General features: G+C 61.5%; 20 protein-coding genes. 13 read left to right on the top strand and 7 right to left on the bottom strand.

Annotated features, from left to right (window positions below; translation table 11 throughout):
* Nucleotides 1-3: 3 nt before the first annotated feature.
* The 3 genes from OP495_RS04995 to metW are packed head-to-tail and all read left to right on the top strand — an operon-like array spanning nt 4 to nt 2,414.
* Nucleotides 4-594 carry a YggT family protein gene (locus OP495_RS04995; protein WP_280567609.1) on the top strand — a complete coding sequence of 197 codons (591 nt, stop codon included), beginning with the start codon at nt 4-6 and terminating at the stop codon, nt 592-594.
* A 60-nt stretch (nt 595-654) separates the two neighbouring features.
* Nucleotides 655-1,815 carry a homoserine O-acetyltransferase gene (locus tag OP495_RS04990; RefSeq protein WP_280562640.1) on the top strand — a complete coding sequence of 387 codons (1,161 nt, stop codon included), beginning with the start codon at nt 655-657 and terminating at the stop codon, nt 1,813-1,815.
* Complete coding sequence (gene metW, locus OP495_RS04985; RefSeq protein WP_280562639.1) at nt 1,815-2,414, top strand: methionine biosynthesis protein MetW; 600 nt, start codon at nt 1,815-1,817, stop codon at nt 2,412-2,414. The genes OP495_RS04990 and metW overlap by 1 nt, the downstream gene beginning before the upstream one ends.
* Nucleotide 2,415: 1 nt before the next feature.
* Here metW and sfsA read toward each other — a convergent pair whose 3' ends face one another.
* Nucleotides 2,416-3,162, bottom strand: a complete 747-nt coding sequence (gene sfsA / locus OP495_RS04980) for a DNA/RNA nuclease SfsA (protein WP_280567608.1) — start codon at nt 3,160-3,162, stop codon at nt 2,416-2,418.
* Between the two features lie 249 nt (nt 3,163-3,411).
* On the opposite strand from sfsA, the gene dksA reads away from it, so the two are divergent.
* The 10 genes from dksA (at nt 3,412) to OP495_RS04930 (ending at nt 13,766) form a co-directional block, all read left to right on the top strand.
* Nucleotides 3,412-3,849, top strand: coding sequence for an RNA polymerase-binding protein DksA (gene dksA / locus OP495_RS04975; RefSeq protein WP_040239883.1), 438 nt, complete (start codon nt 3,412-3,414; stop codon nt 3,847-3,849).
* 71 nt (nt 3,850-3,920) lie between these two features.
* A complete protein-coding gene (gene gluQRS / locus OP495_RS04970; protein WP_280562637.1) occupies nt 3,921-4,796 on the top strand; it encodes a tRNA glutamyl-Q(34) synthetase GluQRS in 876 nt (291 codons plus the stop codon).
* A 172-nt stretch (nt 4,797-4,968) separates the two neighbouring features.
* A complete protein-coding gene (locus tag OP495_RS04965; protein WP_280567607.1) occupies nt 4,969-6,333 on the top strand; it encodes a sigma-54 dependent transcriptional regulator in 1,365 nt (454 codons plus the stop codon).
* Between the two features lie 886 nt (nt 6,334-7,219).
* Nucleotides 7,220-8,638 carry a polynucleotide adenylyltransferase PcnB gene (gene pcnB, locus OP495_RS04960; RefSeq protein WP_280567605.1) on the top strand — a complete coding sequence of 473 codons (1,419 nt, stop codon included), beginning with the start codon at nt 7,220-7,222 and terminating at the stop codon, nt 8,636-8,638.
* Nucleotides 8,619-9,119: a 2-amino-4-hydroxy-6-hydroxymethyldihydropteridine diphosphokinase gene (gene folK / locus OP495_RS04955; protein ID WP_280562634.1), complete on the top strand. Its 501-nt coding sequence runs from the start codon at nt 8,619-8,621 to the stop codon at nt 9,117-9,119. The genes pcnB and folK overlap by 20 nt, the downstream gene beginning before the upstream one ends.
* A 112-nt stretch (nt 9,120-9,231) precedes the next feature.
* Nucleotides 9,232-10,023, top strand: coding sequence for a 3-methyl-2-oxobutanoate hydroxymethyltransferase (gene panB, locus OP495_RS04950; RefSeq protein ID WP_280562633.1), 792 nt, complete (start codon nt 9,232-9,234; stop codon nt 10,021-10,023).
* Nucleotides 10,023-10,874, top strand: a complete 852-nt coding sequence (gene panC / locus OP495_RS04945) for a pantoate--beta-alanine ligase (protein WP_280567603.1) — start codon at nt 10,023-10,025, stop codon at nt 10,872-10,874. The genes panB and panC overlap by 1 nt, the downstream gene beginning before the upstream one ends.
* Before the next feature lie 33 nt (nt 10,875-10,907).
* The gene (panD, locus tag OP495_RS04940) at nt 10,908-11,288 is read left to right on the top strand and encodes an aspartate 1-decarboxylase (RefSeq protein WP_280565276.1); all 381 of its coding nucleotides are present in this window, start codon (nt 10,908-10,910) and stop codon (nt 11,286-11,288) included.
* A gap of 125 nt (nt 11,289-11,413) precedes the next feature.
* Nucleotides 11,414-12,595, top strand: coding sequence for an acetyl-CoA C-acetyltransferase (locus OP495_RS04935; protein WP_280567602.1), 1,182 nt, complete (start codon nt 11,414-11,416; stop codon nt 12,593-12,595).
* 133 nt (nt 12,596-12,728) lie between these two features.
* Nucleotides 12,729-13,766 (top strand): acyltransferase, encoded by a 1,038-nt coding sequence (locus tag OP495_RS04930; RefSeq protein WP_280567600.1) that lies wholly within the window; start codon nt 12,729-12,731, stop codon nt 13,764-13,766.
* Between the two features lie 71 nt (nt 13,767-13,837).
* Here the strand turns inward: OP495_RS04930 and pnp are convergent, their stop codons facing one another.
* From pnp to nusA, 6 genes are all read right to left on the bottom strand, one after another.
* A complete protein-coding gene (gene pnp / locus OP495_RS04925; RefSeq protein WP_280562628.1) occupies nt 13,838-15,967 on the bottom strand; it encodes a polyribonucleotide nucleotidyltransferase in 2,130 nt (709 codons plus the stop codon).
* A 249-nt stretch (nt 15,968-16,216) separates the two neighbouring features.
* The gene (gene rpsO, locus OP495_RS04920) at nt 16,217-16,486 is read right to left on the bottom strand and encodes a 30S ribosomal protein S15 (protein WP_280562627.1); all 270 of its coding nucleotides are present in this window, start codon (nt 16,484-16,486) and stop codon (nt 16,217-16,219) included.
* A gap of 172 nt (nt 16,487-16,658) precedes the next feature.
* A complete protein-coding gene (truB, locus tag OP495_RS04915; protein ID WP_280567598.1) occupies nt 16,659-17,582 on the bottom strand; it encodes a tRNA pseudouridine(55) synthase TruB in 924 nt (307 codons plus the stop codon).
* On the bottom strand, nt 17,582-17,974 hold the full coding sequence (rbfA, locus tag OP495_RS04910; RefSeq protein ID WP_280562625.1) for a 30S ribosome-binding factor RbfA: 393 nt from the start codon (nt 17,972-17,974) through the stop codon (nt 17,582-17,584). Before rbfA ends, truB begins: the two co-directional genes overlap by 1 nt.
* 56 nt (nt 17,975-18,030) lie before the next feature.
* Nucleotides 18,031-20,607 carry a translation initiation factor IF-2 gene (gene infB / locus OP495_RS04905; protein WP_280567596.1) on the bottom strand — a complete coding sequence of 859 codons (2,577 nt, stop codon included), beginning with the start codon at nt 20,605-20,607 and terminating at the stop codon, nt 18,031-18,033.
* 27 nt (nt 20,608-20,634) lie between these two features.
* A complete protein-coding gene (gene nusA, locus OP495_RS04900) occupies nt 20,635-22,128 on the bottom strand; it encodes a transcription termination factor NusA (protein ID WP_280562623.1) in 1,494 nt (497 codons plus the stop codon).
* Between the last annotated feature and the right edge of the window lie 7 nt (nt 22,129-22,135).

Here is a 22,135-nt window from a genome sequence, read left to right as displayed (position 1 = left end):
CCCATGGGCAGCCAAATAGGAAGCGCCGGCTTGATGCTGGTCAACACACTAATCAATGTGTATCTGTTCGTCTTGATGCTGCGCTTTCTGCTGCAGTTTTCGCGCGCCGACTACTACAACCCCGTCAGCCAGGCGGTGATCAAGGCCACGCGTCCAGTGGTCGCGCCGTTACAACGCATTTTCCGCCCGCGTGGACGTTTCGATCCCGCCTCGCTGGTCGCGGGCTTGCTGATCAAGGCCATCACCATCTTCGTACTGCTCAAGCTTGCCGGCATCGGCATGCCGCCGATTCAGGGCGTGCTGGTGGCATCACTGGCCGGGGTATTGAGCGCCATTCTCGACATCTACTTCTTTGCCCTGATCATAATGATCATTCTCAGTTGGGTCGCGCCACAGGCCAGCCATCCCGGCGCCATTCTCGTCCACCAAGTGGTCGAACCGATTATGGCCCCAGTGCGCAAGGTCATCCCCCCGCTGGGCATGATCGACTTGTCGCCCATCGTGGTGTTCATCGCCATCAATCTGGTCGATAGCCTCGTCGTCGGCGCCCTCGCCCGTGCGGCGGGATTGCCTGGCATGCTGGTAGGCTTCTGAACATTCACGACCCTGGCGCCGTCGCGCGCCCCACGCTGGACACGGAAACCGATACACACGATGCCCGATACGCTACCTCCCGACTCGGTCGGTCTGGTTACGCCGCAAACGGCGCACTTCGATACCCCGCTGGCACTGGCCGGCGGCAAGACGCTGTCCGACTATACTCTGATCTACGAGACGTATGGCACGCTCAACGCCGAACGCAATAACGCGGTGCTGATCTGCCATGCGCTTTCCGGCCATCACCACGCCGCCGGCTTCCATGATATGGAAGATCGCAAGCCCGGCTGGTGGGACGCGTATATCGGTCCCGGCAAGGCAATCGACACCGAGCGCTTCTTCGTCGTGTCGATCAACAACCTCGGCGGCTGCCACGGCAGTACTGGCCCTGCATCGACCAACCCCGAGACCCAGCGCGCCTGGGGACCCGAATTCCCGGTCCTGACGGTGGCCGACTGGGTGCATAGCCAGGCACGCCTGGCGGACCGGCTGGGCATCGAACGCTTCGCCGCCGTGGTCGGCGGCAGCCTCGGCGGCATGCAGGTGTTGCAATGGACGATGGCATACCCCGAGCGCATCGCCAACGCCGTGGTCATCGCCGCCACGCCACGCCTCTCGGCGCAGAACATCGCCTTCAACGAGGTCGCCCGCCAGGCAATTCGTTCGGATCCCGACTTCCATGACGGTTGGTATGAGGAGCACGGTACGGTGCCCAAACGCGGACTCAGGCTGGCCCGCATGATCGGCCATATTACCTATCTGTCCGAACACTCGATGGGGGCCAAGTTCGGCCGCGATCTGCGTACCGATCAGCTCAACTTCGGCTATGACGTGGAGTTCCAGGTCGAATCGTACCTGCGCCATCAGGGGGATACGTTTTCCACCAGCTTCGATGCCAATACGTATTTGCTGATGACCAAGGCGCTGGATTACTTCGACCCGGCCGCCCTGCACGGAGGCGATCTGGCGGCGGCGCTGGCACCGGCGCAATGCCCGTTCCTGGTGGTCAGCTTCACCACCGACTGGCGCTTCGCACCGCCGCGTTCACGGGAGCTGGTCGACGCCCTGATGCGCGCCGACAAGACCGTCAGCTACGCCAGCATCGACTCGCCGCATGGCCACGATGCATTTTTGCTGCCGCACCCGCGTTACGAGGCAGTGTTCGGCGGATTCATGCGTCGCGCTGCCCGCGACCTGCAGCTCGAGGAGACGACCTGATGCGCGCCGATCTCAAATTGATCCACGACTGGGTCCCGCAAGGCGCACGCGTGCTCGACCTGGGCTGCGGCGACGGCGCACTGCTGGCCGCCCTGGCGCGTGACAAGCAGGTCGTCGGCTATGGGCTGGAGATCGACCCCGACGGCATCACCGCCTGCATCGAACGTGGTGTCAGCGTCATCGAGCATGACATCGATGACGGCCTGAGCAACGTCGAGAATGACGCCTATGACCTGGTAATCATGACGCAAGCACTTCAGGCTCTGCAGCGCCCGGACCGCACCCTCGACGAAATGCTGCGCGTAGGCCGCGAATGCATCATCGCCTTCCCCAACTTCGCCTACTGGCGCCACCGCCTGTATCTCGGCTTTCAGGGCCGTATGCCGGTGTCCAAGTCGCTCCCCCATGCTTGGTACGACACGCCCAACATCCACCTATCGACGTTTCGCGACTTCGGCCAGCTATGCCGTGACAAGGGCCTGACCATCGTCGATCAACGCGTCGGCAACGGCGACCACGAGCCGCATTGGAGCTCGCGGCTGTGGCCCAACCTGTGCGGGGAGACGGCAATCTTCCGCGTCACCCGCGCCTCACGCTGACTCAGACGCTCGGCGGCTGCCGCTCGAGATCCACCGGCAGCCGCCGGGTCAACATCGCCTGGCAAGGTACTCCGGCTGTGTCATGGATGACGCTGACGCCATACGCCAGCACCTCAACTCCCTGGGCGGCGACGCGACGCAGCGTTTCGGCATAGACAGGGTCGAGGTGCCCGGCCGGTGCCACAGTGTCGATCCCGGTATGTGCCACGCAAAACAGCAGTACCGCGCGCTCGCCCATCGCGACCCGCGCCGCCAGGCTCTCCAGATGCCGCCGACCACGTTCGCTGACCGAGTCGGGGAAATAGCCATGGCCGTCGTCTTCACGCAGCGTCACCTGCTTGACCTCGACATGGATCGTTTGCCGTGCCTCGGCGAGGCGAAAATCGAGCCGTGCGCCTTCGACCTTCGCCTCCCGCTTGAGCGTTGTATACCCCGCCAGCTCGGCGATACGCCCAGTGCTCAGGGCTTCCTCGACCCACGCGTTGGCGCGCCCGGTGTGCACCGAGACCAAGGCCGGTGCCGCGCCGGGCATGGGCAGCTCGATCCATTCCCAGGTCCAGGCCAGCTTACGCGCGGGGTTACGACTCGGCGAGAGCCAGACGCGACACCCGGGGACGTTGACGCCTCGCATGGAGCCAGTATTAGGGCAATGCGCGATCACCTCCTCGCCCGACGCCAATCGCACATCGGCCAGAAAGCGCTTGTAACGACGCACCAGAATACCGGGCGTCAGTTGCGTGTATTCCACATCTTCCCCTCTTGGGTCGCTAACGCATCACCGCGTGGGACAAAAAATCACATTTTCATAAGAGCGGCCGCGTGGCGGCGTAACGCGCGCGCTCCAGCGTCTTGACCGAGATCCGAATGCGTCATTTTATCGCCTAGGGTGGTTGCAAAGCCTGCACTTTTCCGCTAAATAAGCAGGGCTTCGGGCGGGCGCCCAAGCCCTACCCTGGCCAGGCATCGGCCCAAGTCACTTGCGTAATGAGGCAGTCCCATGCCAGTAGCGGAAATCAAATCGGAAGCGCCGAAAAAATTCACCCCGTACGAGCCGGCGCCGGGTGAAGAATACATGAACGAGCAGCAGCTCGCGCACTTCCGCCAAATCCTGCTCATCTGGAAACAGGAGCTCATGGAAGAGGTGGATCGCACGGTGCGCCACCTGCAGGAAGAGGCCAACAACTTCGCCGATCCGGCCGACCGGGCCACCCAGGAAGAAGGCTTCAACCTGGAGTTGCGCACCCGTGACCGTGAGCGCAAGCTGCTCAAGAAAATCAACGAGACCATCGAAAATATCGATGAGGACGACTATGGCTTCTGTGAAGCCTGCGGCGTCGAGATCGGCATTCGCCGCCTCGAGGCTCGCCCCACCGCCACGCTCTGCGTCGACTGCAAGACGCTGGCGGAGCTCAAGGAAAAGCAACTCGGCGGCTGATACCGTCCCTGAACACTCTATCGACGGGCACCTTCGGGTGCCCGTTTGTCATTGCGCAGGTCACGCCAGTCATGTCGTATATCGGTCGTTTCGCACCGACACCTTCGGGGCCCCTCCATCTGGGCTCCCTGATCACGGCCCTGGCGAGCTTTCTCGACGCACGCCACGCCCAGGGGCGTTGGCTCGTGCGTATCGAGGATATCGATCCGCCACGCTGCCCTGCAGGCACCGCCGATACCATTGTCCAACAGTTGGAGGCCTTCGGCCTGACCTGGGATGGCAGCGTGCACTACCAGAGCGAGCGTCACGCGCACTACCAGGCAGCGCTCGAGCGTCTCGTTGAGCGGGGGTTTGCCTACCCGTGCAGCTGTTCGCGCAAGGAATGGCGCGAGTATGCCACCTATCCCGGCTGGTGCCGGCACGGACCGCTGAGTCCCGAGCGCCCCCTGGCCTGGCGACTACGTAGCGATCTTGGCCTGCGCCCCGTCGAATGGGAAGACCGGCGCCTGGGTCATCAACGCTTCGACCCCGCCGAGTTGGGCGACGTGGTCCTCAAGCGCAAGGATGACCTCTGGGCCTATCAGCTCGCGGTGATCGTCGATGACGCCGATCAAGGCGTGTCCGACGTGGTGCGCGGCGCCGACCTGCTCGACAACACTCCCTGGCAGCGTCAATTGCAGGATGCATTGGCATTCCCGGTACCGCGCTATTTGCACCTTCCTCTGGTGCTCGGTGACAACGGCCAGAAGCTCTCCAAGCAGAATCTTGCCCCAGCGCTGCCGACCAATGAAGCCGGCATACGCCACACCCTGCACCACGCCTTGCAGCGACTCGGTCAGCAACCGCCACGCGAAATGGCACACGCCTGCGTAGCCGATCAGCTCGACGCAGCAATCACGGCCTGGCGTCCCGAACACCTGCGTCACATGACAGCGAATGAGCACTGAAAGCCCGCCCCCGCACGTGCATCCGATGCCTCGACAGTGCTCTTGTCATGCCATGGTCGCACACCCCTTGGCTTGATTCGCCCAGCCGGCAGGCGTCAGGATACAGGCCAACTGATCGTCGCATGAGCCGGCGCTCGACCACTCCCCATGCATTCACGCGACCATGAGGCCCATGAGCCGAATCCTGATCGTCGAAAACGAAGACACGCCGCGCCAGACCCTGAAGGATCTGCTCGAGCGTCAGGCGTACCGCGTCGCGACTGCCGCATCGCTCGACGCGGCCCAGGCGCTGGCGCCGCAGACCTTCGACCTGGTGATCTGCGATCTGCGCTTGGCAGGAGAAGATGGCACGCAGATGCTCGCGCTGAGCGCCCCGACACCGATATTGGTCATGACCGACCACGCCAGCCTGCGCAAGGCCGTGGTCGCGCTCAAGGAAGGCGCCGTCGATTGTGTCGCCAGACCCGTCGATGACGATGACGTCCTGGCGACCGTGTCACGCGTGCTGTCACACCCGGCGCCCAAGGAAACCGCCGCCCCTAGCGGCGTTCCCCGTGGCATGATCGGCGAGTGCGTCGCCATTCAGCGTGTCTACGAACGTATCCGCAAGACGGCACCCGCCGACGTCACCGTGCTCGTACAGGGGGAGACGGGCACCGGAAAGGAACTGGTCGCGCGCGCTCTGCATCGCCAGAGCCGCCGCGCCAAGGCACCGCTGATCTGCGTCAACTGCGCCGCGATTCCCGAAACCCTGATCGAATCCGAACTCTTCGGCCACGAAAAGGGCGCCTTCACAGGCGCCAACAGCGCACGCACCGGCCTGGTCGAGGCCGCCGATGGCGGCACGCTCTTCCTCGACGAGATCGGCGAGTTGCCTCTGGACGCTCAGGCCCGCCTGTTACGGGTGCTTCAGGAAGGCGAGATCCGGCGTATCGGCTCGGTGGAGACGCGTTACGTCGATGTGCGCCTGATCGCGGCGACGCACCGTGACTTGCACTCGCTGTCGCGCAGCGGCGAATTCAGGCTCGATCTCTACTATCGACTCAATGTCATGCAGATCGAGCTGCCACCGCTTCGCGAACGCGATGACGATATTCTCTCCATTGCCCAGGTTCTGCTTGAGCGTGCTTGTACCCGTCATGCACGACCGGGATTGCGCTTATCGCGTGCCGCACGCCGCGACATCCTCGGTTACGCCTGGCCTGGCAATGTGCGCGAGCTGGAAAACGCTCTGGAGCGCGGCGTCATTCTCGCCGAGGGCCACCTTATCCACCCCGACGACCTCGGCCTCCCAATGGAACGAAGACAGGAGCCGGTCTCTGCATCTCCCGAATCCTCCGCCGCCCCCGAGGAGGAGGACGTGCTCGACGACGACCTTTCCCTGGAAGACTATTTCCAGCATTTCGTGCTCGAGCATCAGACGCAGATGAGTGAAACCGAGCTTGCCCAGAAGCTGGGCATCAGCCGCAAGTGCCTGTGGGAGCGTCGCCAGCGCCTGGGAATTCCACGCAAGAAGAACGCCCGCCGTCTAGGGTGAGATCGCTTAATGCCGACGCCGAGCGCCTTTTGCCCCTGTCGCGACTATGGTCTAAGCGCATTTCTCGGCCTTTTTAGAGACCCTATACGCCATTGAGACGAGGCCAATGCACCAGTTGTTACCATCCCACACAAGAGATGCCCCGTTATGCGGCAATTTCGGTAACACCAAGCTTCTTCAGAACGCAGGGAACTTTCATAAAAAACTATAAAACACTGATTAAAAAGAAGAAAACAAATGGTGGCACGACCACTGCAATATATAGATCAAGAAAAACAACAGCCGGACGCCCGTGGCGCACGAACAACGACAATAACGTACGTCCCAGGTGCTCAGCCCGACATCGGTAATAACAAACACAACAACGTCGAGCTTGAACATCGCAAGCGAATCGCCAACAACAACAAACGAGACGCAATGCGAGTCGACCGCCAACAACAACAAGAGGGTCGATATCCGGAACCGAACCAGGACGCGACGCTTCATGCGAGGCCCAACAAGAACAATGCCCTCGCCCGAAGCATCCCGACAACAACAACAAAACGTCGGGAGAAACGATGTCGTCGTGGTTGGATTATTGTTTTGAATACGAGGTGGTCACCACGCGGGAAGAGTCACAACAACAATAATACTGCTTGCCTGCCCGACCTCATTGGTGACTGTGGTGCGTATTCAAGGCGATGCGCCATCACGAAGAAGAAACAGCAGCAAGGACGCTGCACAGCATACTTAGGGGAGGCCCACCGGGTCTCCCCTTTCTAATGATGCATTCCCACCTACTTCTTGCCCTGGCTCGTTCTCGATTCCCATCACGCCACATCCTTTGCAAGCCAAGGAGTGTCGGCTTACACTAGCAACTTCGCTCTCCGCAAGTCGTTAACGACGCATGTTCAAAGGATTTACCCGCTTTCTCCAACGCCCCGGTGAACGTTTGAAGACCCTGTTTGGCGCCCAACAGCCTTCCGGCCACTCCACGCCCACATTGCGCGTCATCCCGCGTGATCAGCACGACGTATCGCGGCGCCTGTTCAGCGAAAGTGCCCTCAAGGTGCTGTATCGTCTGCACAATGCCGACCATGAAGCCTACCTGGTAGGTGGCTGTGTGCGTGACTCACTACTCGGTAAAGTCCCCAAAGACTTCGACATCGCCACCGATGCCACGCCGGAAGAAATACGTACGCTGTTTCGCAACTCACGCATCATCGGGCGCCGATTCCGTATCGTCCATGTGCGCTTCGGCCGCGAGGTCATTGAAGTCACAACCTTCCGTGGTCGGCCCGGCGACGATCAAGACACCGCGCATTCCCAGCAATCCGACGACGGCTTGCTGCTGCGTGACAACGTCTGGGGCACCATCGAGGAAGACGCGCTACGCCGCGACTTCACGGTCAATGCGCTTTACTACAACATCGCCGACTTCTCGATTCACGATTGGGCCGACGGTGTGAACGATCTCGAAGCCCGCACCCTGCGCTTGATCGGCGACCCCGAGGTGCGCTATCGCGAGGATCCGGTGCGCATGCTGCGTGCCGTGCGCTTCGCTGCCAAACTGGACTTCGATATCGAGCCGAGCACCGAGACACCGATTCTCGAATTGGCCCCCTTGCTGTTGCAGATCCCTCCGGCACGCTTGTTCGAGGAGGTCCTCAAGCTCTTCCTGTCCGGACAAGCACTGCGTACCTTCGAATTGCTCCGCGAGTATGGCCTGTTCGCCATGCTGCTCCCGGAGGCCGAGGAGGCCATCGCGGAACGCACGTGGGCAAAGCCGCTGATCGAACAGGCCCTGATCAACACCGATCGGCGCATCCAGGAAGAACGCCCCGTCACGCCGGCGTTTCTGTACGGTGCCATGCTGTGGCCCGGCATGCGGCTACGCGCCGAGCGTCTCGAGAGTGACGGCATGCCGCCGATCCCCGCGCAACAGACCGCCTCGCAGCAAAGCATCTCGCGGCAACTGCAGCACACTTCGATCCCCAAGCGTTTCAGCATGCCGATGCGGGAAATCTGGGACCTTCAGCAACGCTTGCCCAAGCGTCATGGCAAACGCGCCTTTCAGACTCTGGAGCATACCCGTTTCCGCGCCGCCTATGATTTCCTCCTGCTGCGAGAGAGCGCCGGTGAGATCGACCCCGGGCTCGGTGCTTGGTGGACAGCCTTCCAGGAAGGCGACGACCACGAGCAAGCACGCCTGATCGCCAAGACCAGTGGTTCTCCGGCCGGCACGTCCGACCGCCCCAAGCGGCGTCGTCGTCGGCGCCGGCGCAACCCATCCTCCGAGCAAGGCAATGACGGACGCCAGGAGTGATCGCGTAGCGGCCTATATCGGCCTGGGCAGCAATCTGGACAGGCCGCGCGAGCATGTCTCGCGCGCGCTGAACGAATTCGATGCCCTGCCGCTGACCCACTTGGCGGGGCATTCTTCCCTATATGCCTCAGCGCCGGTGGGCCCCCAGGATCAACCCGACTTCATCAATGCCGTTGCCTGCGTATTCACACGACTCTCGCCGCTGGCCTTGCTCGATCAACTGCAGGCACTCGAGCAACGCCACCGCCGGGTGCGCCAACGCCATTGGGGACCGCGCACGCTGGATCTCGACCTCTTGCTTTACGCCAATCTCGAATGGCAAACGCCGCGCCTGACGCTCCCTCATCCGGCTATGTACGAGCGGGCCTTCGTACTCGTCCCGCTGGCGGAACTCGCGCCACAGGTAACGATTTCAGGCAAGACCAGCGCTACCCTGGCGAAGTACCACGATGATGCGGACTTGCACCGCCTTCTTCCCTAAAAGTCGAGTTGCAGCCGATGTGTTACCGATCCACACTCTCGGCACCCCGAGGTAACGTTTGCGGTAACACTTCTCCCAGGCCCGAGCGGGCCGCCACAGCATGGAATGTCTCATGAAAACCGTCACCTTGAGCCACCTCAATGCCTTCAAGCGTGCCAGCGAACCGTTCAGTTGCCTGACGGCCTACGATGCCTCGTTCGCGCAGCATGCGGGCGACGCCGGTATCGATGTGCTGCTGGTGGGCGATTCACTGGGCATGGTGCTGCAGGGTCATGCCAGCACGCTTCCCGTGACGCTCGACGACATCCTTTATCACACACGCTGCGTGGCACGCGGCAAGCAGCGCAGCCTGTTGATGGTCGACCTGCCCTTCATGAGCAACGCCGACACGCGCCAGCTGCTGCACGATGCCGGCGCCCTGATGCGAGCCGGCGCCGAGCTCGTCAAGATCGAAGGTGCGGGCTGGATGCATGACGATGTGCGCGCACTCACGCGGCGAGGCGTGCCGGTATGCGCGCATCTGGGCCTGACGCCCCAGAGCGTGCATCAGTTCGGCGGCTATAAGGTGCAAGGCCGAGAACAGGACGATGCCCAGCGCATCGTCGACGATGCCCGGTTGCTGGTCGACGCCGGTGCGTCGGTGATCCTGCTCGAATGCGTACCCGCCGCGCTGGGACGCGCCGTGCGCGATGCAGTGGAGGTCCCGGTGATCGGGATCGGTGCAGGCCCCGACGTAGATGGCCAGATTCTAGTGATGCATGACATCCTCGGCGTAACGCATGGGCAGCCGCCGCATTTCGCCAAGAACTTCCTGACCGGCCACGACAGCATTCAGGCCGCATTCGCGGCCTACCACGACGCCGTCAAGACACGCCAGTTTCCCGCCGAGGAGCATTGTTTTTGATGTTGACGCTGCACGACATCGCCGAATTGCGTGCCCATTTGAATCCCCAACGCCGCGACGGCCAGCGCATTGCCCTGGTGCCAACCATGGGCAATCTGCACGCCGGGCATTTGGCCCTGGTCGATGCCGCGCGCCGTGACGCCGACGTGGTAGTCGCCACCATCTTCGTCAACCCTCTACAGTTCGGCGCCGGCGAGGACTTCGAGCGCTATCCGCGAACCCTCGAGGCCGATACTCAGGCACTGGCGAGCCACGGCTGCGATATCGTCTTCGCCCCCAGTGCCGAGACGCTCTATCCCCAGGGCCGCGATCATCACACCCAGGTCAGTGTGCCCCAAGTGTCGGAAGGACTGTGCGGCGCCAACCGGCCCGGGCATTTCACCGGTGTGGCCACAGTCGTCAGCCTGCTCTTTCATCTCGTGCAGCCCGATCTTGCCTACTTCGGGCGCAAGGATTACCAGCAGTTGACGGTGATCCGCAAGATGGTCGCTGACCTGCATTTCCCGATCGATATCGTCGGCGTGCCCACCCAGCGCAGCGAAGACGACCTGGCGCTCTCCTCACGCAACGCGTATCTGAGTACTACGGAGCGTCAGCGCGCCCCGGCACTACATCGCATCCTGTGCCAGGTACGTGACGCCCTGCAAGGCGGCAAACCTCCGGCGTCGGCACTGCGCGAAGGCTTGGCGAGCCTCGCCGCGGAGGGCTTCAAACCCGATTATCTGGAGCTGCGTCGCACTCAGGATCTGGGGCCTGTCGCGCTGGATACCCGCGAGGCGATCCTGCTCGTCGCCGCGCACCTCGGCACCACCCGCTTGATCGACAATCTAACGGTCGACTTACCGCGCTGAGTACCAGCACGAGACCACGACGAGGTTCCCACGATGTACACCATCATGCTCAAGGCCAAACTCCACATGGCTCGCGTTACGCACGCGGTGCTCGACTACGAGGGCTCCTGCGCGATCGACGGCGAATTACTCGACCGCGCCGGTATTCGCGAAAACGAGCAGATCCAGATCTACGACGTGGAAAACGGCAACCGCTTCACGACCTACGCGATTCGCGGTGAAGCCGGCTCGCGCCTCATTTCCGTCAACGGCGCCGCCGCGCATCAGGCCCAGGCCGGTGACCGCATCATCATCTGCAGCTACGCCCATTACGCGGAACACGAGCTCGACGCCCACCAGCCCGCGCTCGTCTACTTGCAGGAAGGCAACCGCATCGGCCATACCAGTCACGCCATCCCCGTGCAGTTCGCCTGATCTCCATCACATTACGCCGGTATACCCGCTCATACCGGCGATCTACGCCCATGACCCGATTGTCGCGCAACACCGTACTCACCTATTCTGAACGTATCGTCCCTCTACGCTGACAGGAGACTCTCATGGAAGACGTGGTGATCGTAGCCGCGAGGCGCACCGCCATCGGCAGCTTCGGCGGCGCCCTCGCCAGCCTCCCCGCGACCCAGCTCGGCGCCACGGTCATCGCGGATTTGCTCGCGCATACCGGCGTGGCGCCCGAACAGGTCGACGAGGTTCTTCTGGGTCAGGTGCTGGCCGCCGGATGCGGCCAGAACCCCGCTCGCCAATCAGCGATAAACGCCGGGCTGCCTTCCGCCGTACCGGCGATGACCCTCAATAAGGTCTGCGGCTCAGGCCTCAAGGCACTGCATCTGGCCACGCAGGCCATCCGCTGTGGCGACGCCGAGTTGATCATTGCCGGTGGCCAGGAGAACATGTCGCTATCCCCGCACGTGCTGCCGAACTCGCGCACCGGCCAACGCATGGGCGACTGGAAAGCAGTGGACACGATGATCCGCGACGGCCTATGGGATGCCTTCAACGATATGCACATGGGCAATACCGCCGAGAATCTTGCCGCCAGATACGCCATCACCCGCGAAGACATGGACGCCTTTGCCGCCGCATCCCAACAAAAGGCGGCCGCGGCCATCGAGGAAGGTCGTTTCGCCGGACAGATCGTGCCGGTCGAGATCCCCCAGCGCAAAGGCGACCCACTCCACGTCACGACCGACGAAGGGCCTCGCGCGGGCGTGACCGCCGAACAACTCGCCGGCATGCGCCCAGCCTTCAAGCGCGATGGGTCCGTCACCGCCGGCAACGCCTCCTCACTCAACGACGGCGCCGCCGTGACCATGCTCTGCTCGGCACAGAAAGCGAAAGCCCTGGGGCTGGAACCCCTCGCGGTGATCAAGGCCTACGCCAATGCCGGGGTCGACCCCGCGATCATGGGCATCGGCCCGGCCCCCGCTACGCGGCGGTGTCTGGAACGAGCCGGCTGGTCACTCGACGAATTGGACTTGATCGAAGCCAACGAAGCCTTTGCCGCCCAGGCGCTCGCCGTCAACAAGGAGCTCGGCTGGGACCCGGCCAAGATCAATGTCAATGGCGGTGCCATCGCACTGGGGCACCCCATCGGCGCCTCCGGCTGCCGCATCCTGGTGACGCTGCTGCATGAGATGATCGCCGGCAACGCCAAGAAAGGGCTGGCGACGCTGTGCATCGGCGGAGGACAAGGCGTGGCGCTGGCCATCGAACGCCCGTGAAACGCTAACAAAAACGCTGTTTTGTAACTCTACGTCAAACCGGTGAACTTTTCGATTATCCTGCCTGCCCAATCGTTTACGACGCCCAAGCGGCGTCGTATTCGTCTTGGCTTCAACAGGAAATGTCATCGGTATGTTGATTTCGGTGCAGGCATTACGTGCGTTTGCGGCATGGGTGATCGTCTTCCACCACTTCGTGCAGGTCTTTTTCGATTTCGAGACCAATAATGCCTTCGAGCACCTCCTCGCCACCCGAGGTCAAATGGGTGTGGATATCTTTTTCATCATCAGTGGCTTCGTCATCTATGCCGCCACCGCGCGCCGCGCACCTTCCAGCGGGGAGTTTCTCCTACAGCGAGCAGCGCGCATCGTGCCCGCTTACTGGCTTTATACCGCCATCACGGCAGGCATCGTCTACCTTTCGCAGGATGTCATGCCAGACTACGGGCTGGACCTCAAAAGCCTGGCGATGTCGCTTTTATTCCTGCCTACCGAGAATCCTGCCGGCTATGGGTACTATCCAACATTACCCGTGGGGTGGACACTCAACTTCGAAATGCTGTTCTACCTGGTGTTTGCAGGCTCCCTGCTGGTCAATAAATACCTACGCCTGTGGCTACTAGCCCTGGTGCTTATCGCGATCAGTGCCTGGCTTGCAAAGCGCCCACTATTGAGCGACTTCTACCATGATCCGATCATCTACAATTTCCTGCTCGGACTAGGAGTCGGCATCGTCTATCGCCGCGGCTGGCTTCCCCAAGGGCGATGGGTTCCGGCCGCTATCGCCTTGGCGGCATTCACACTGCTCATGCAGTTCGACGACCCCCAAGGCATGACGCGCTTCCTGGCCTGGGGATTGCCCAGCACGGTGCTGCTTTGCGCGTTCATCGCCATGGAGCCACTGTTCGCTGGCAACCGAGTGATCAAGGCATTGGGGGATTGGTCCTATTCGACCTACCTGCTTCATGTGATCGTGCTGTGGACGGCGCAATACACCTTGCGCGAACACGTCGGCCTCCCTCCCTACGCGACCCTGGCCATCTGCTTGCCGCTCATCGCCGTGTTTTCGTGGGCCAGTTTCGAATTCATAGAAAAGCGACTTTCACGCCACTTGCGCCAGTGGATACCCAAGCGCCACTCGCCTCCTGCCACAAACGCCTATTCAGTTTGAGACACCGCTAACGTAAAAAGCCCCGTACACCTTGGCGTACGGGGCTGCATTAGCCGCGAGAAGCGGGCCGTTTATTCAGTCTCAGCCGGCGCCGCCTCGAAGGCCGCTTTCTCTTCCGCAGTGATTTCCTTGATGGAAAGCTTCACGCGGTTGCGATTATCGATGTCGAGCACCTTGACGATGACCTCCTGGTCCTCGCTGAGGTAGTCGCGCACGTCGTTGACGCGCTCAGGGACGATCTGCGAGATATGCACTAGGCCGTCGGTGCCCGGCATGAAGGTGACGAAGGCGCCGAAGTCGGTGATACGCGCGACCTTGCCCTGATAGAGCTTGCCGATCTCGGGCTCGGCGGTGATCGCCAGCACGGTATCGATCGCCGCCTTGGCGGCCTTCTTGTCCTCGGCATAGATGCGCGCGGTGCCGTCATCGTCGAGGTCGATGGAGGCGCCGGTATCATCGCAAATCTTGCGAATAGTCGCGCCGCCCTTGCCGATCACGTCACGAATCTTATCCGGAGAAATCTTGACCGTGGCCATCGACGGCGCATTATCGGACACTTCGCTACGACTCTGGCCGATGACGGTGCTCATCTGCTCCAGAATATGCAGACGCGCCTCATGCGCTTGCTGCAAGGCGGTTTCCATGATCTCTTCGTTGATGCCCTCGATCTTGATGTCCATCTGCAGGGCCGTCACGCCGGCGGTGGAGCCCGCCACCTTAAAGTCCATATCGCCAAGGTGGTCCTCGTCACCGAGGATATCAGTCAACACCGCAAAGCCATCGTCATCCTTGACCAAGCCCATGGCTATACCCGCCACCGGGGCCTTGAGCGGGACGCCGGCGTCCATCAATGCCAGGGAAGAACCGCATACCGAGGCCATGGAGCTGGAGCCATTGGATTCAGTGATTTCAGACACCACGCGAATGGTGTAGGGGAAGTCTTCCTCGTTGGGCAGCACCGCCTGAACACCACGCCGTGCAAGACGACCGTGACCGATTTCGCGGCGCTTGGGCCCGCCCATGAAGCCGGCTTCGCCCACGCTGTAGGGTGGGAAGTTGTAATGCAGCAGGAAACGGTCCTTGCGCTCACCTTCCAGCGACTCGATCAATTGCGCATCTCGCAGCGTCCCAAGGGTCGCGACCACCATCGCCTGGGTCTCGCCTCGCGTGAATACTGCCGAGCCATGTGTCTTGGGTAGATTGCCGACCTCGATCGCCAGCGGACGCACGGTCTTGTGATCGCGACCATCGATACGCGGCTCACCCTTGATCACCCGTGAACGGACCACGCGTTTCTCAAGACCGGCAAAGCCATCCTTGACCTCGTCGGCATCGAACTGGCCTTGCTCTTCACCGGCCAGTTGCGCGATCGCCTCATCCTTCAGGACGGATAAGGCATCCTGACGCTCCATCTTGTCGGTAATACGATAGGCTTCACCGATCTTGGCCTCGAAACCGGCCGCGAGGGCCTCTTTGAGCGTCGTGTTCTCGGTGGCAGGTTGCCATTCCCAACGCGGCTTGCCGGCCTCGGCGGTCAGTTCGTCGATGGCGGCGATCGCGGTCTGCATTTCCTGATGGCCAAAAAGCACCGCCCCGAGCATTTCATCCTCGAGAAGTTCGTTGGCCTCGGACTCGACCATGAGCACGGCCTTACCGGTACCGGCCACGACCATGTTCAACTCGGAGCTGCCCAGCTCTTCCACCGTCGGATTGAGGAAATAGCCATTGTCCTCGGTGAAGCCAACGCGCGCGGCCGCAATCGGACCATTGAAGGGAACGCCGGAGATGGCCAACGCCGCGGACGTGCCTAGCATCGCCGCGATGTCCGGATCATGGTTGCGGTCGGTGGAGAGCACCGTGCACACGACCTGCACCTCGTTCATGAACCCGTTGGGAAACAGCGGGCGGATCGGTCGATCGATCAAGCGCGAGGTGAGCGTTTCCTTCTCGGTAGGGCGGCCCTCACGCTTGAAGAAACCACCGGGAATCTTGCCCACGGCGTAGGTCTTTTCCTGGTAATGGACAGAAAGCGGGAAGAAAGGTTGCGCGGGGTTGGCGTCTTTCTTGGCCACCACGGTGCACAGCACCACGGTGTCGTCCATGGTCACCATCACGGCACCGGTAGCCTGGCGGGCAATGCGGCCCGTTTCCAGGGTCACGGTACTGCGACCGTACTGAAACGTTTTCTTGACCGGGTTCACGGCAATGTCCTTAACTTTTCATCTCATGTATGGGTCGTCTCGACTCGGCGACCATTTTAGGAGTTCACGCGCCACAGAGCCACTCATTACGACATGCGAGGCCTACGAAACGAAAACGGGCAGCCCCGGAGGACTGCCCATTTCAAACGACCACGCGTCGGCGCTAGAGTGAAAGACCTTCGCAACCCTGGCATGCAGATGCATTACCTTCATGGCATCCACACTACCCTGTCGCGAACGGAACTCCCCTTAGCGGCGCAGGCCGAGACGCTGGATCAACGACTGATAGCGCGCGATATCCTTGCGCTTCAGATAATCCAGCAACTTGCGACGCTGGTTGACCATGCGAATCAGGCCACGACGAGAGTGGTGATCCTGCTTGTTGCTCTTGAAGTGATCCTGCAAGCCATCAATGTTGGCGGATAGCAGGGCCACCTGTACTTCAGGGGAGCCGGTATCGCTTTCGCCACGACCGTATGCATCAACGATGGCGGCTTTCTGTTCAGCGGTCAGTGCCATTTCTCTCTCCAGTAAACAATATGCCTGAGCAATGAATGTCGGAGACCACGCATATTTGCAGTCTCCAGGTACTGCCCGCGAAATACGGGCACCATGTAAAAGGCCTGGCCTTCATGCACACAGAGGGTATTGGTGTGCCCCGGCGCACATGGCACGCGCCGGGCATCACGCCTCACTCGCAAACGGGCGAGGCGGTATTCCGTAAGCGTTGCGGCGTGACTTCCCCAGGTGTCGTAACGCTCACGAGCCCCAGGAAAGTGCCGTCGTGATATAGACGCGCCGTCTCGTCCGGAGTCAACGCCCCGGTTTCGACCCGCGCCCGCTGCCCATGCAGCAGCCGCCGCGACTCGATCGCTGCCACCTCAAGCGATGGCACATGGGGCAACATCGCATCGACAGGCAACAACCTCGCCTGACGCGAGGCCTCGTCCATTTGCTCGAGCGCTGCGAAGTCCTGCATGGCCTCGGCATCGAACGGTCCGCTACGCAGCCTACGCAGGGACATAATGTGCGCGCCGCATCCCAGCGTCCGGCCGATATCCTCGGCCAGGGTACGGATATAGGTACCTTTGCTGCAGCGGACCTCGAGTTCGAAGCCTTCGGCCTCGCACGACAGCAGGCGCATATCATAAACCCTCACGCGGCGCGCCGCACGCTCGACCTGCTTGCCTTCGCGAGCCAGCTCGTACAGAGGGCGCCCCTGGTGCTTGAGTGCCGAGTACATCGGCGGAACCTGCTCGATATCGCCGCGAAATTGTGCCAGTACAGCCTCGATATCGTGCTCGGCGAGGGCCGGCACCGTATGACATTCGATCACAGTACCTTCAGCATCACCGGTATCAGTGGTTTCACCTAGTCTGACACGCGTGCGGTACGTCTTGTCGGCATCGAGCAAGTAGGCGGAAAACTTGGTTGCCTCACCAAAGCAGATCGGCAGCAAGCCAGTCGCCATGGGGTCCAGTGTACCGGTATGGCCAGCCTTTTTCGCCTCGTACAGACGGCGTACCTGCTGCAAGGCATGGTTCGACGAGACATCCTGTGCCTTATCGAGCAACAGCACGCCATCCACCGGTATGCCACGACGACGTCGCGCCATCAACGTACCTCGTCTTCGTCTTCATCGTGACGGCGACGATCATCGGCCACCGCCTCGTCGATCAAGGATGACAGACGCTGGCCGCGCACAATGCTTTCATCGTAATGAAAGCGCAATTCCGGCACATGCCGGAGCTTGACGCGATTGGCGATCTGACTGCGCAGGAAACCCCGCGCATGACGCAGCACCTTGAGGTTTTCATCGATGCGCGTGGCATCGTTCTCACCCAACAGCGTGATGTAGATGTCAGCATAGCCCAGGTCGCGACTGACCTTCACCGCACTCACAGTGACCATCCCCAAGCGAGGATCCTTGATCTCACGCTGGATGAGGACGGCCAACTCCTGCTGGAGCTGATCGGCCACACGATCGGTACGTTGGAATTCGCGCATCGTTATCTCCCGCGATTCGCCATTCGGATGGCGGACGACGCATCGTCCGCCTCACCTTACAGGCTACGCTCGACCTTGACCTGATCGAAGACCTCGATCTTGTCGCCGACCTGAACGTCGTTGTAGTTCTTGACGCCGATACCGCATTCCATACCACTGCGGACCTCGCCAAGGTCATCCTTGTAGCGACGCAAGGATTCCAGCTCACCTTCGTAGATGACAACGTTTTCGCGCAGCACGCGAATCCGCTTGTGACGATGCACGGTGCCTTCGACGACCATGCAGCCTGCGACAGCGCCGATCTTGGGCGCACGGAACACCTCACGGACTTCGGCTACGCCGACGATCTCTTCTTTCCAATCCGGTGCCAGCATGCCACTCATGGCCTGCTTGACCTCGTCGATGAGGTTATAGATGACGCTGTAATAGCGCAGATCCAGGCCTTCCCGTTCGACGATTTCCCGCGCGGAGACATCGGCACGCACGTTGAAGCCGACCAGAATGGCATCACTGGCCACCGCCAGATTGGCATCTGTACCGGTGATACCGCCGACACCAGAGGACACGACTGCGACCTTGACCTCGTCGGTGGAGAGTTCTTCCAGAGCACCGCGAATCGCTTCCAGGGAACCTTGCACATCGACCTTGAGGACGATGTTGACCTTGGCCACCTCGTCCTGACCCATCTGGCTGAACATGTTCTCCAGCTTGGCCTTCTGCTGGCGAGCCAAGCGCACTTCGCGATACTTGCCTTGACGGAAGTTGGCGACTTCACGCGCCTTCTTCTCGTCGGCCACGACGATGAACTCATCACCGGCTTCGGGCGTCCCATCGAGGCCCTGGATCTCGACCGGCATGGCCGGGCGGACCTCTTCCACACGTGTGCCGGTTTCATTGACCAGCGCGCGAACGCGACCATAGTGCAAGCCAGCCAGGACGATATCGCCCCGCTTGAGTGTGCCGTTCTGTACCAGCACGGTCGCCACCGGACCACGGCCCTTGTCCAGTTGGGACTCGACGACGACGCCCTTGGCCGGTGCTTCCGGCACTGCCTTGAGCTCGAGCACTTCAGAGACCAGCAGTACCGCCTCGAGCAGTGCATCGATACCGTCACCGGTCTTGGCCGAGACATGTACGAACTGCGTGTCGCCGCCCCATTCCTCGGAGATAACACCGTGCTGGGAAAGCTCATTGCGGATACGGTCGAAATCCGCACCTTCCTTATCGACCTTGTTGACCGCAACCACCATCGGTACGCCGGCCGCTTTGGAATGCTCGATCGCCTCGACGGTCTGCGGCATGACCCCATCGTCGGCCGCGACGACCAGGATGACCACGTCGGTCGCCTGGGCACCGCGTGCACGCATGGCGGTGAACGCCGCGTGGCCTGGAGTATCGAGGAAAGTCACCCCACCGTGATGCTCCTCGACGTGATAGGCACCAATATGCTGGGTGATGCCACCGGCCTCGCCGGTCGCGACTTTCGTGCGGCGAATGAAGTCGAGCAGCGAGGTCTTGCCATGATCGACGTGACCCATCACCGTGACAACTGGCGCACGCATAATTTCGTCGCCTTCATAGGAGATGGCCTCGAGCACTTCCGTCTCCAGCGCATCGTCCTTGACCAGCTTGGGCTTGTGGCCCATCTCTTCGACGACGATGGCCGCCGTGTCCTGGTCGATGGTCTGGTTGATGGTCACCGCCGCGCCCATGGTGAACATCGCCTTGATGACCTCATTGGCCTTGATCGACATCTTGTCGGCCAAATCGGCAACGCTGATCGACTCAGGAATGCCAACTTCGCGGACGATGGGCTGCGTCGGCTTCTGAAAGCCATGCTGATTATCGCGACCGCCACCGCTACCGCTACCGCTACCACCACGACGACCGCCACGACGTTCGGAGCGCTTGGCTTTCTTCGCATTGCCACGACGCCGCTCACGACGCTCGTCATCATCGTCACGACCGCCTTTACGGCCACGTTCGGACTCTTTCTTGTGAGGAGTCTGACCGCGCCGGTTCGGTGTCCGAGGCTCTTTCGGCGGCGCCTCGACGTAGGGCTCGCTTGCGGGCTCCGGCGTGGCGATGTCCTCGGGCACGGGGGCTTCCGGTGTGCTCGGCGCTTCGCTTTCAGCCGGTTTGGCCGCCTCGGCCGCCTGCGCTTCCTGCGCCGCTTTTTCTTCCGCCTCCACGCGCGCAGCCTCTTCGGCGGCGGCCTGTTCTGCCTTGGCGGTTTCGGCAGCCTGGGCAGCCTGAGCCTGCTTGGCATCGGCCATGTCACCCACCAGCTGACGCGGACCGGCTTCCTCGGCCGGTGCTTCTTCGGTCTGCTCCGGCTCGCGTTTTACGTAGGTACGCTTTTTTCGCACTTGTACGTCGATGGCCTTGCCACGACCATCGCCACTACGGATCCGACTCTTGGTATTACGCGTCAACGTCACACGGTTCTTCGTCGCGCCGCTATCCCCACCATGGCTACGCGTCAGGTGATCGAGAAGGCGCTGCTTGTCCTCCTCGGATACCGCATCGCTTTCGGCCTGATGGGGAAGCCCCGCTTCTTTCATCTGCTCCAGCAGACGGGACACGTCGCGTCCCACCTTGCTGGCAAAATCCTTAACGGTCATGTCTGACATTACGACCCTCCTGAGCCCGTGACCAGATTACTGTTCGCTCTCGAACCAAGGCGCACGAGCGGTCATTATCAGCGCCGCAGCGCGCTCTTCGTCCACATCGTCGATGTCCTTGAGATCATCGATGGACTGCTCGGCCAAATCCTCACGAGTGACGATCCCTCGGCTGGCGAGCGTGAATGCCAAGTGACGCTCCATGCCCTCCATTTCAAGGAGGTCGTCGTCAGGCTGCGCACCATCCAGCGCCTCTTCTGAGGCAATGGCCAGCGTCAGCAGTTCGTCCTTGGCTCGAGCGCGCAGCGTTTCGATCAGTGCTTCATCCAATCCCTCGATTGCGTGCAATTCCTCGAGCGGCACGTAGGCCAGCTCTTCGAGCGAGGTAAAGCCCTCCTCGACCAGCAGACGAGCCAGTTCCTCGTCGACTTCGAGGTGATTGATGAAGTACTCGATCAGGCTGTCGATTTCTTGCTCGCGCTTGCCTTCGGCCTCTTCTTCGGTCATCACGTTGAGCGTCCAGCCCGTCAGCTCGGAAGCCAGGCGAACGTTCTGGCCGCTGCGGCCGATGGCCTGCGCCAGGTTATCCTCGGCGACGGCGACATCCATGGAGTGGGCGTCTTCGTCGACAAGAATGGAACCGACTTCCGCAGGCGCCATGGCGTTGATCACCAATTGCGCCGGGTTGTCGTCCCAGGTGATGATGTCCACGCGCTCGTTACCCAGCTCATTGGACACCGCTTGCACACGCGAACCGCGCATGCCGACACACGCACCGACGGGGTCGATACGCTTGTCGTTGGTCTTCACCGCGATCTTGGCGCGTGCACCCGGATCACGCGACGCGCTCTTGATCTCGATCAATTGCTCCGCAATTTCAGGCACTTCGATCTTGAAGAGTTCGACAATCATCTCGGGGCGCGTACGCGTCAGAATCAACTGCGAGTTACGCGCCTCGGCATCGACCTTCCACAACAGGGAACGTACCCGCTCGTTCATGCGGTAACGCTCACCGGGGATCATTTCACTACGCGGGAGGAAAGCCTCAGCGCTCTCTCCCAAGTCAACCACCAGCCCTTCACGCGTGGTCTTCTTGACGATACCCGCCACCAGCTCACCTTCACGCTCGGCGTATTGGCGCACGACCTCAGACCGTTCGGCTTCGCGCACCTTCTGCACGATGACCTGCTTGGCAGTCTGGGCAGCGATACGCCCGAAAGCCACCGACTCGACCTGCTCTTCGACCACATCGCCGAGGGCCAGCGGCGGATCGCGACGCTCAGCCTCGGAGAACGGAATCTCGCTGTCCCGATTCTCGAATGCGTCATCGTCGACAACGGTCCAGCGGCGGAAGGTTTCATAATCGCCAGTCACACGGTCGATCTGGACGCGGGCGCTCACTTCCTGGCCGTCGAAACGCTTGCGCGATGCACTCGCCAGCGCCGACTCCACGGCCTCGAAGATCACTTCTCGCGGCACCCCCTTTTCGTTCGAGATCGCATCCACGACTAGCAGAATCTCTTTACTCATGCCTATG

The organism is Chromohalobacter sp. 296-RDG, assembly GCF_029889885.1.
Taxonomy (GTDB): Bacteria; Pseudomonadota; Gammaproteobacteria; order Pseudomonadales; family Halomonadaceae; genus Chromohalobacter.
The sequence above is the reverse complement of the archived record's forward strand: the minus strand, read 5'-3'. Positions and strand labels throughout refer to the sequence as shown.

Excerpts from the sequence above, each read along its gene's own strand:
- gluQRS (WP_280562637.1), top strand. The coding sequence starts at position 3,921 with ATGTCGTATATCGGTCGTTTCGCACCGACACCTTCGGGGCCCCTCCAT.
- truB (WP_280567598.1), bottom strand. The coding sequence starts at position 17,582 with ATGGCGCGACGTCGTCGTGGCATACCGGTGGATGGCGTGCTGTTGCTC.
- folK (WP_280562634.1), top strand. The coding sequence starts at position 8,619 with ATGACGGACGCCAGGAGTGATCGCGTAGCGGCCTATATCGGCCTGGGC.
- nusA (WP_280562623.1), bottom strand. The coding sequence starts at position 22,128 with ATGAGTAAAGAGATTCTGCTAGTCGTGGATGCGATCTCGAACGAAAAG.
- pcnB (WP_280567605.1), top strand. The coding sequence starts at position 7,220 with ATGTTCAAAGGATTTACCCGCTTTCTCCAACGCCCCGGTGAACGTTTG.
- OP495_RS04930 (WP_280567600.1), top strand. The coding sequence starts at position 12,729 with ATGTTGATTTCGGTGCAGGCATTACGTGCGTTTGCGGCATGGGTGATC.
- panB (WP_280562633.1), top strand. The coding sequence starts at position 9,232 with ATGAAAACCGTCACCTTGAGCCACCTCAATGCCTTCAAGCGTGCCAGC.
- metW (WP_280562639.1), top strand. The coding sequence starts at position 1,815 with ATGCGCGCCGATCTCAAATTGATCCACGACTGGGTCCCGCAAGGCGCA.
- panD (WP_280565276.1), top strand. The coding sequence starts at position 10,908 with ATGTACACCATCATGCTCAAGGCCAAACTCCACATGGCTCGCGTTACG.
- infB (WP_280567596.1), bottom strand. The coding sequence starts at position 20,607 with ATGTCAGACATGACCGTTAAGGATTTTGCCAGCAAGGTGGGACGCGAC.
- OP495_RS04935 (WP_280567602.1), top strand. The coding sequence starts at position 11,414 with ATGGAAGACGTGGTGATCGTAGCCGCGAGGCGCACCGCCATCGGCAGC.
- dksA (WP_040239883.1), top strand. The coding sequence starts at position 3,412 with ATGCCAGTAGCGGAAATCAAATCGGAAGCGCCGAAAAAATTCACCCCG.
- OP495_RS04995 (WP_280567609.1), top strand. The coding sequence starts at position 4 with ATGGGCAGCCAAATAGGAAGCGCCGGCTTGATGCTGGTCAACACACTA.
- panC (WP_280567603.1), top strand. The coding sequence starts at position 10,023 with ATGTTGACGCTGCACGACATCGCCGAATTGCGTGCCCATTTGAATCCC.
- rbfA (WP_280562625.1), bottom strand. The coding sequence starts at position 17,974 with ATGCGCGAATTCCAACGTACCGATCGTGTGGCCGATCAGCTCCAGCAG.
- OP495_RS04990 (WP_280562640.1), top strand. The coding sequence starts at position 655 with ATGCCCGATACGCTACCTCCCGACTCGGTCGGTCTGGTTACGCCGCAA.
- rpsO (WP_280562627.1), bottom strand. The coding sequence starts at position 16,486 with ATGGCACTGACCGCTGAACAGAAAGCCGCCATCGTTGATGCATACGGT.
- OP495_RS04965 (WP_280567607.1), top strand. The coding sequence starts at position 4,969 with ATGAGCCGAATCCTGATCGTCGAAAACGAAGACACGCCGCGCCAGACC.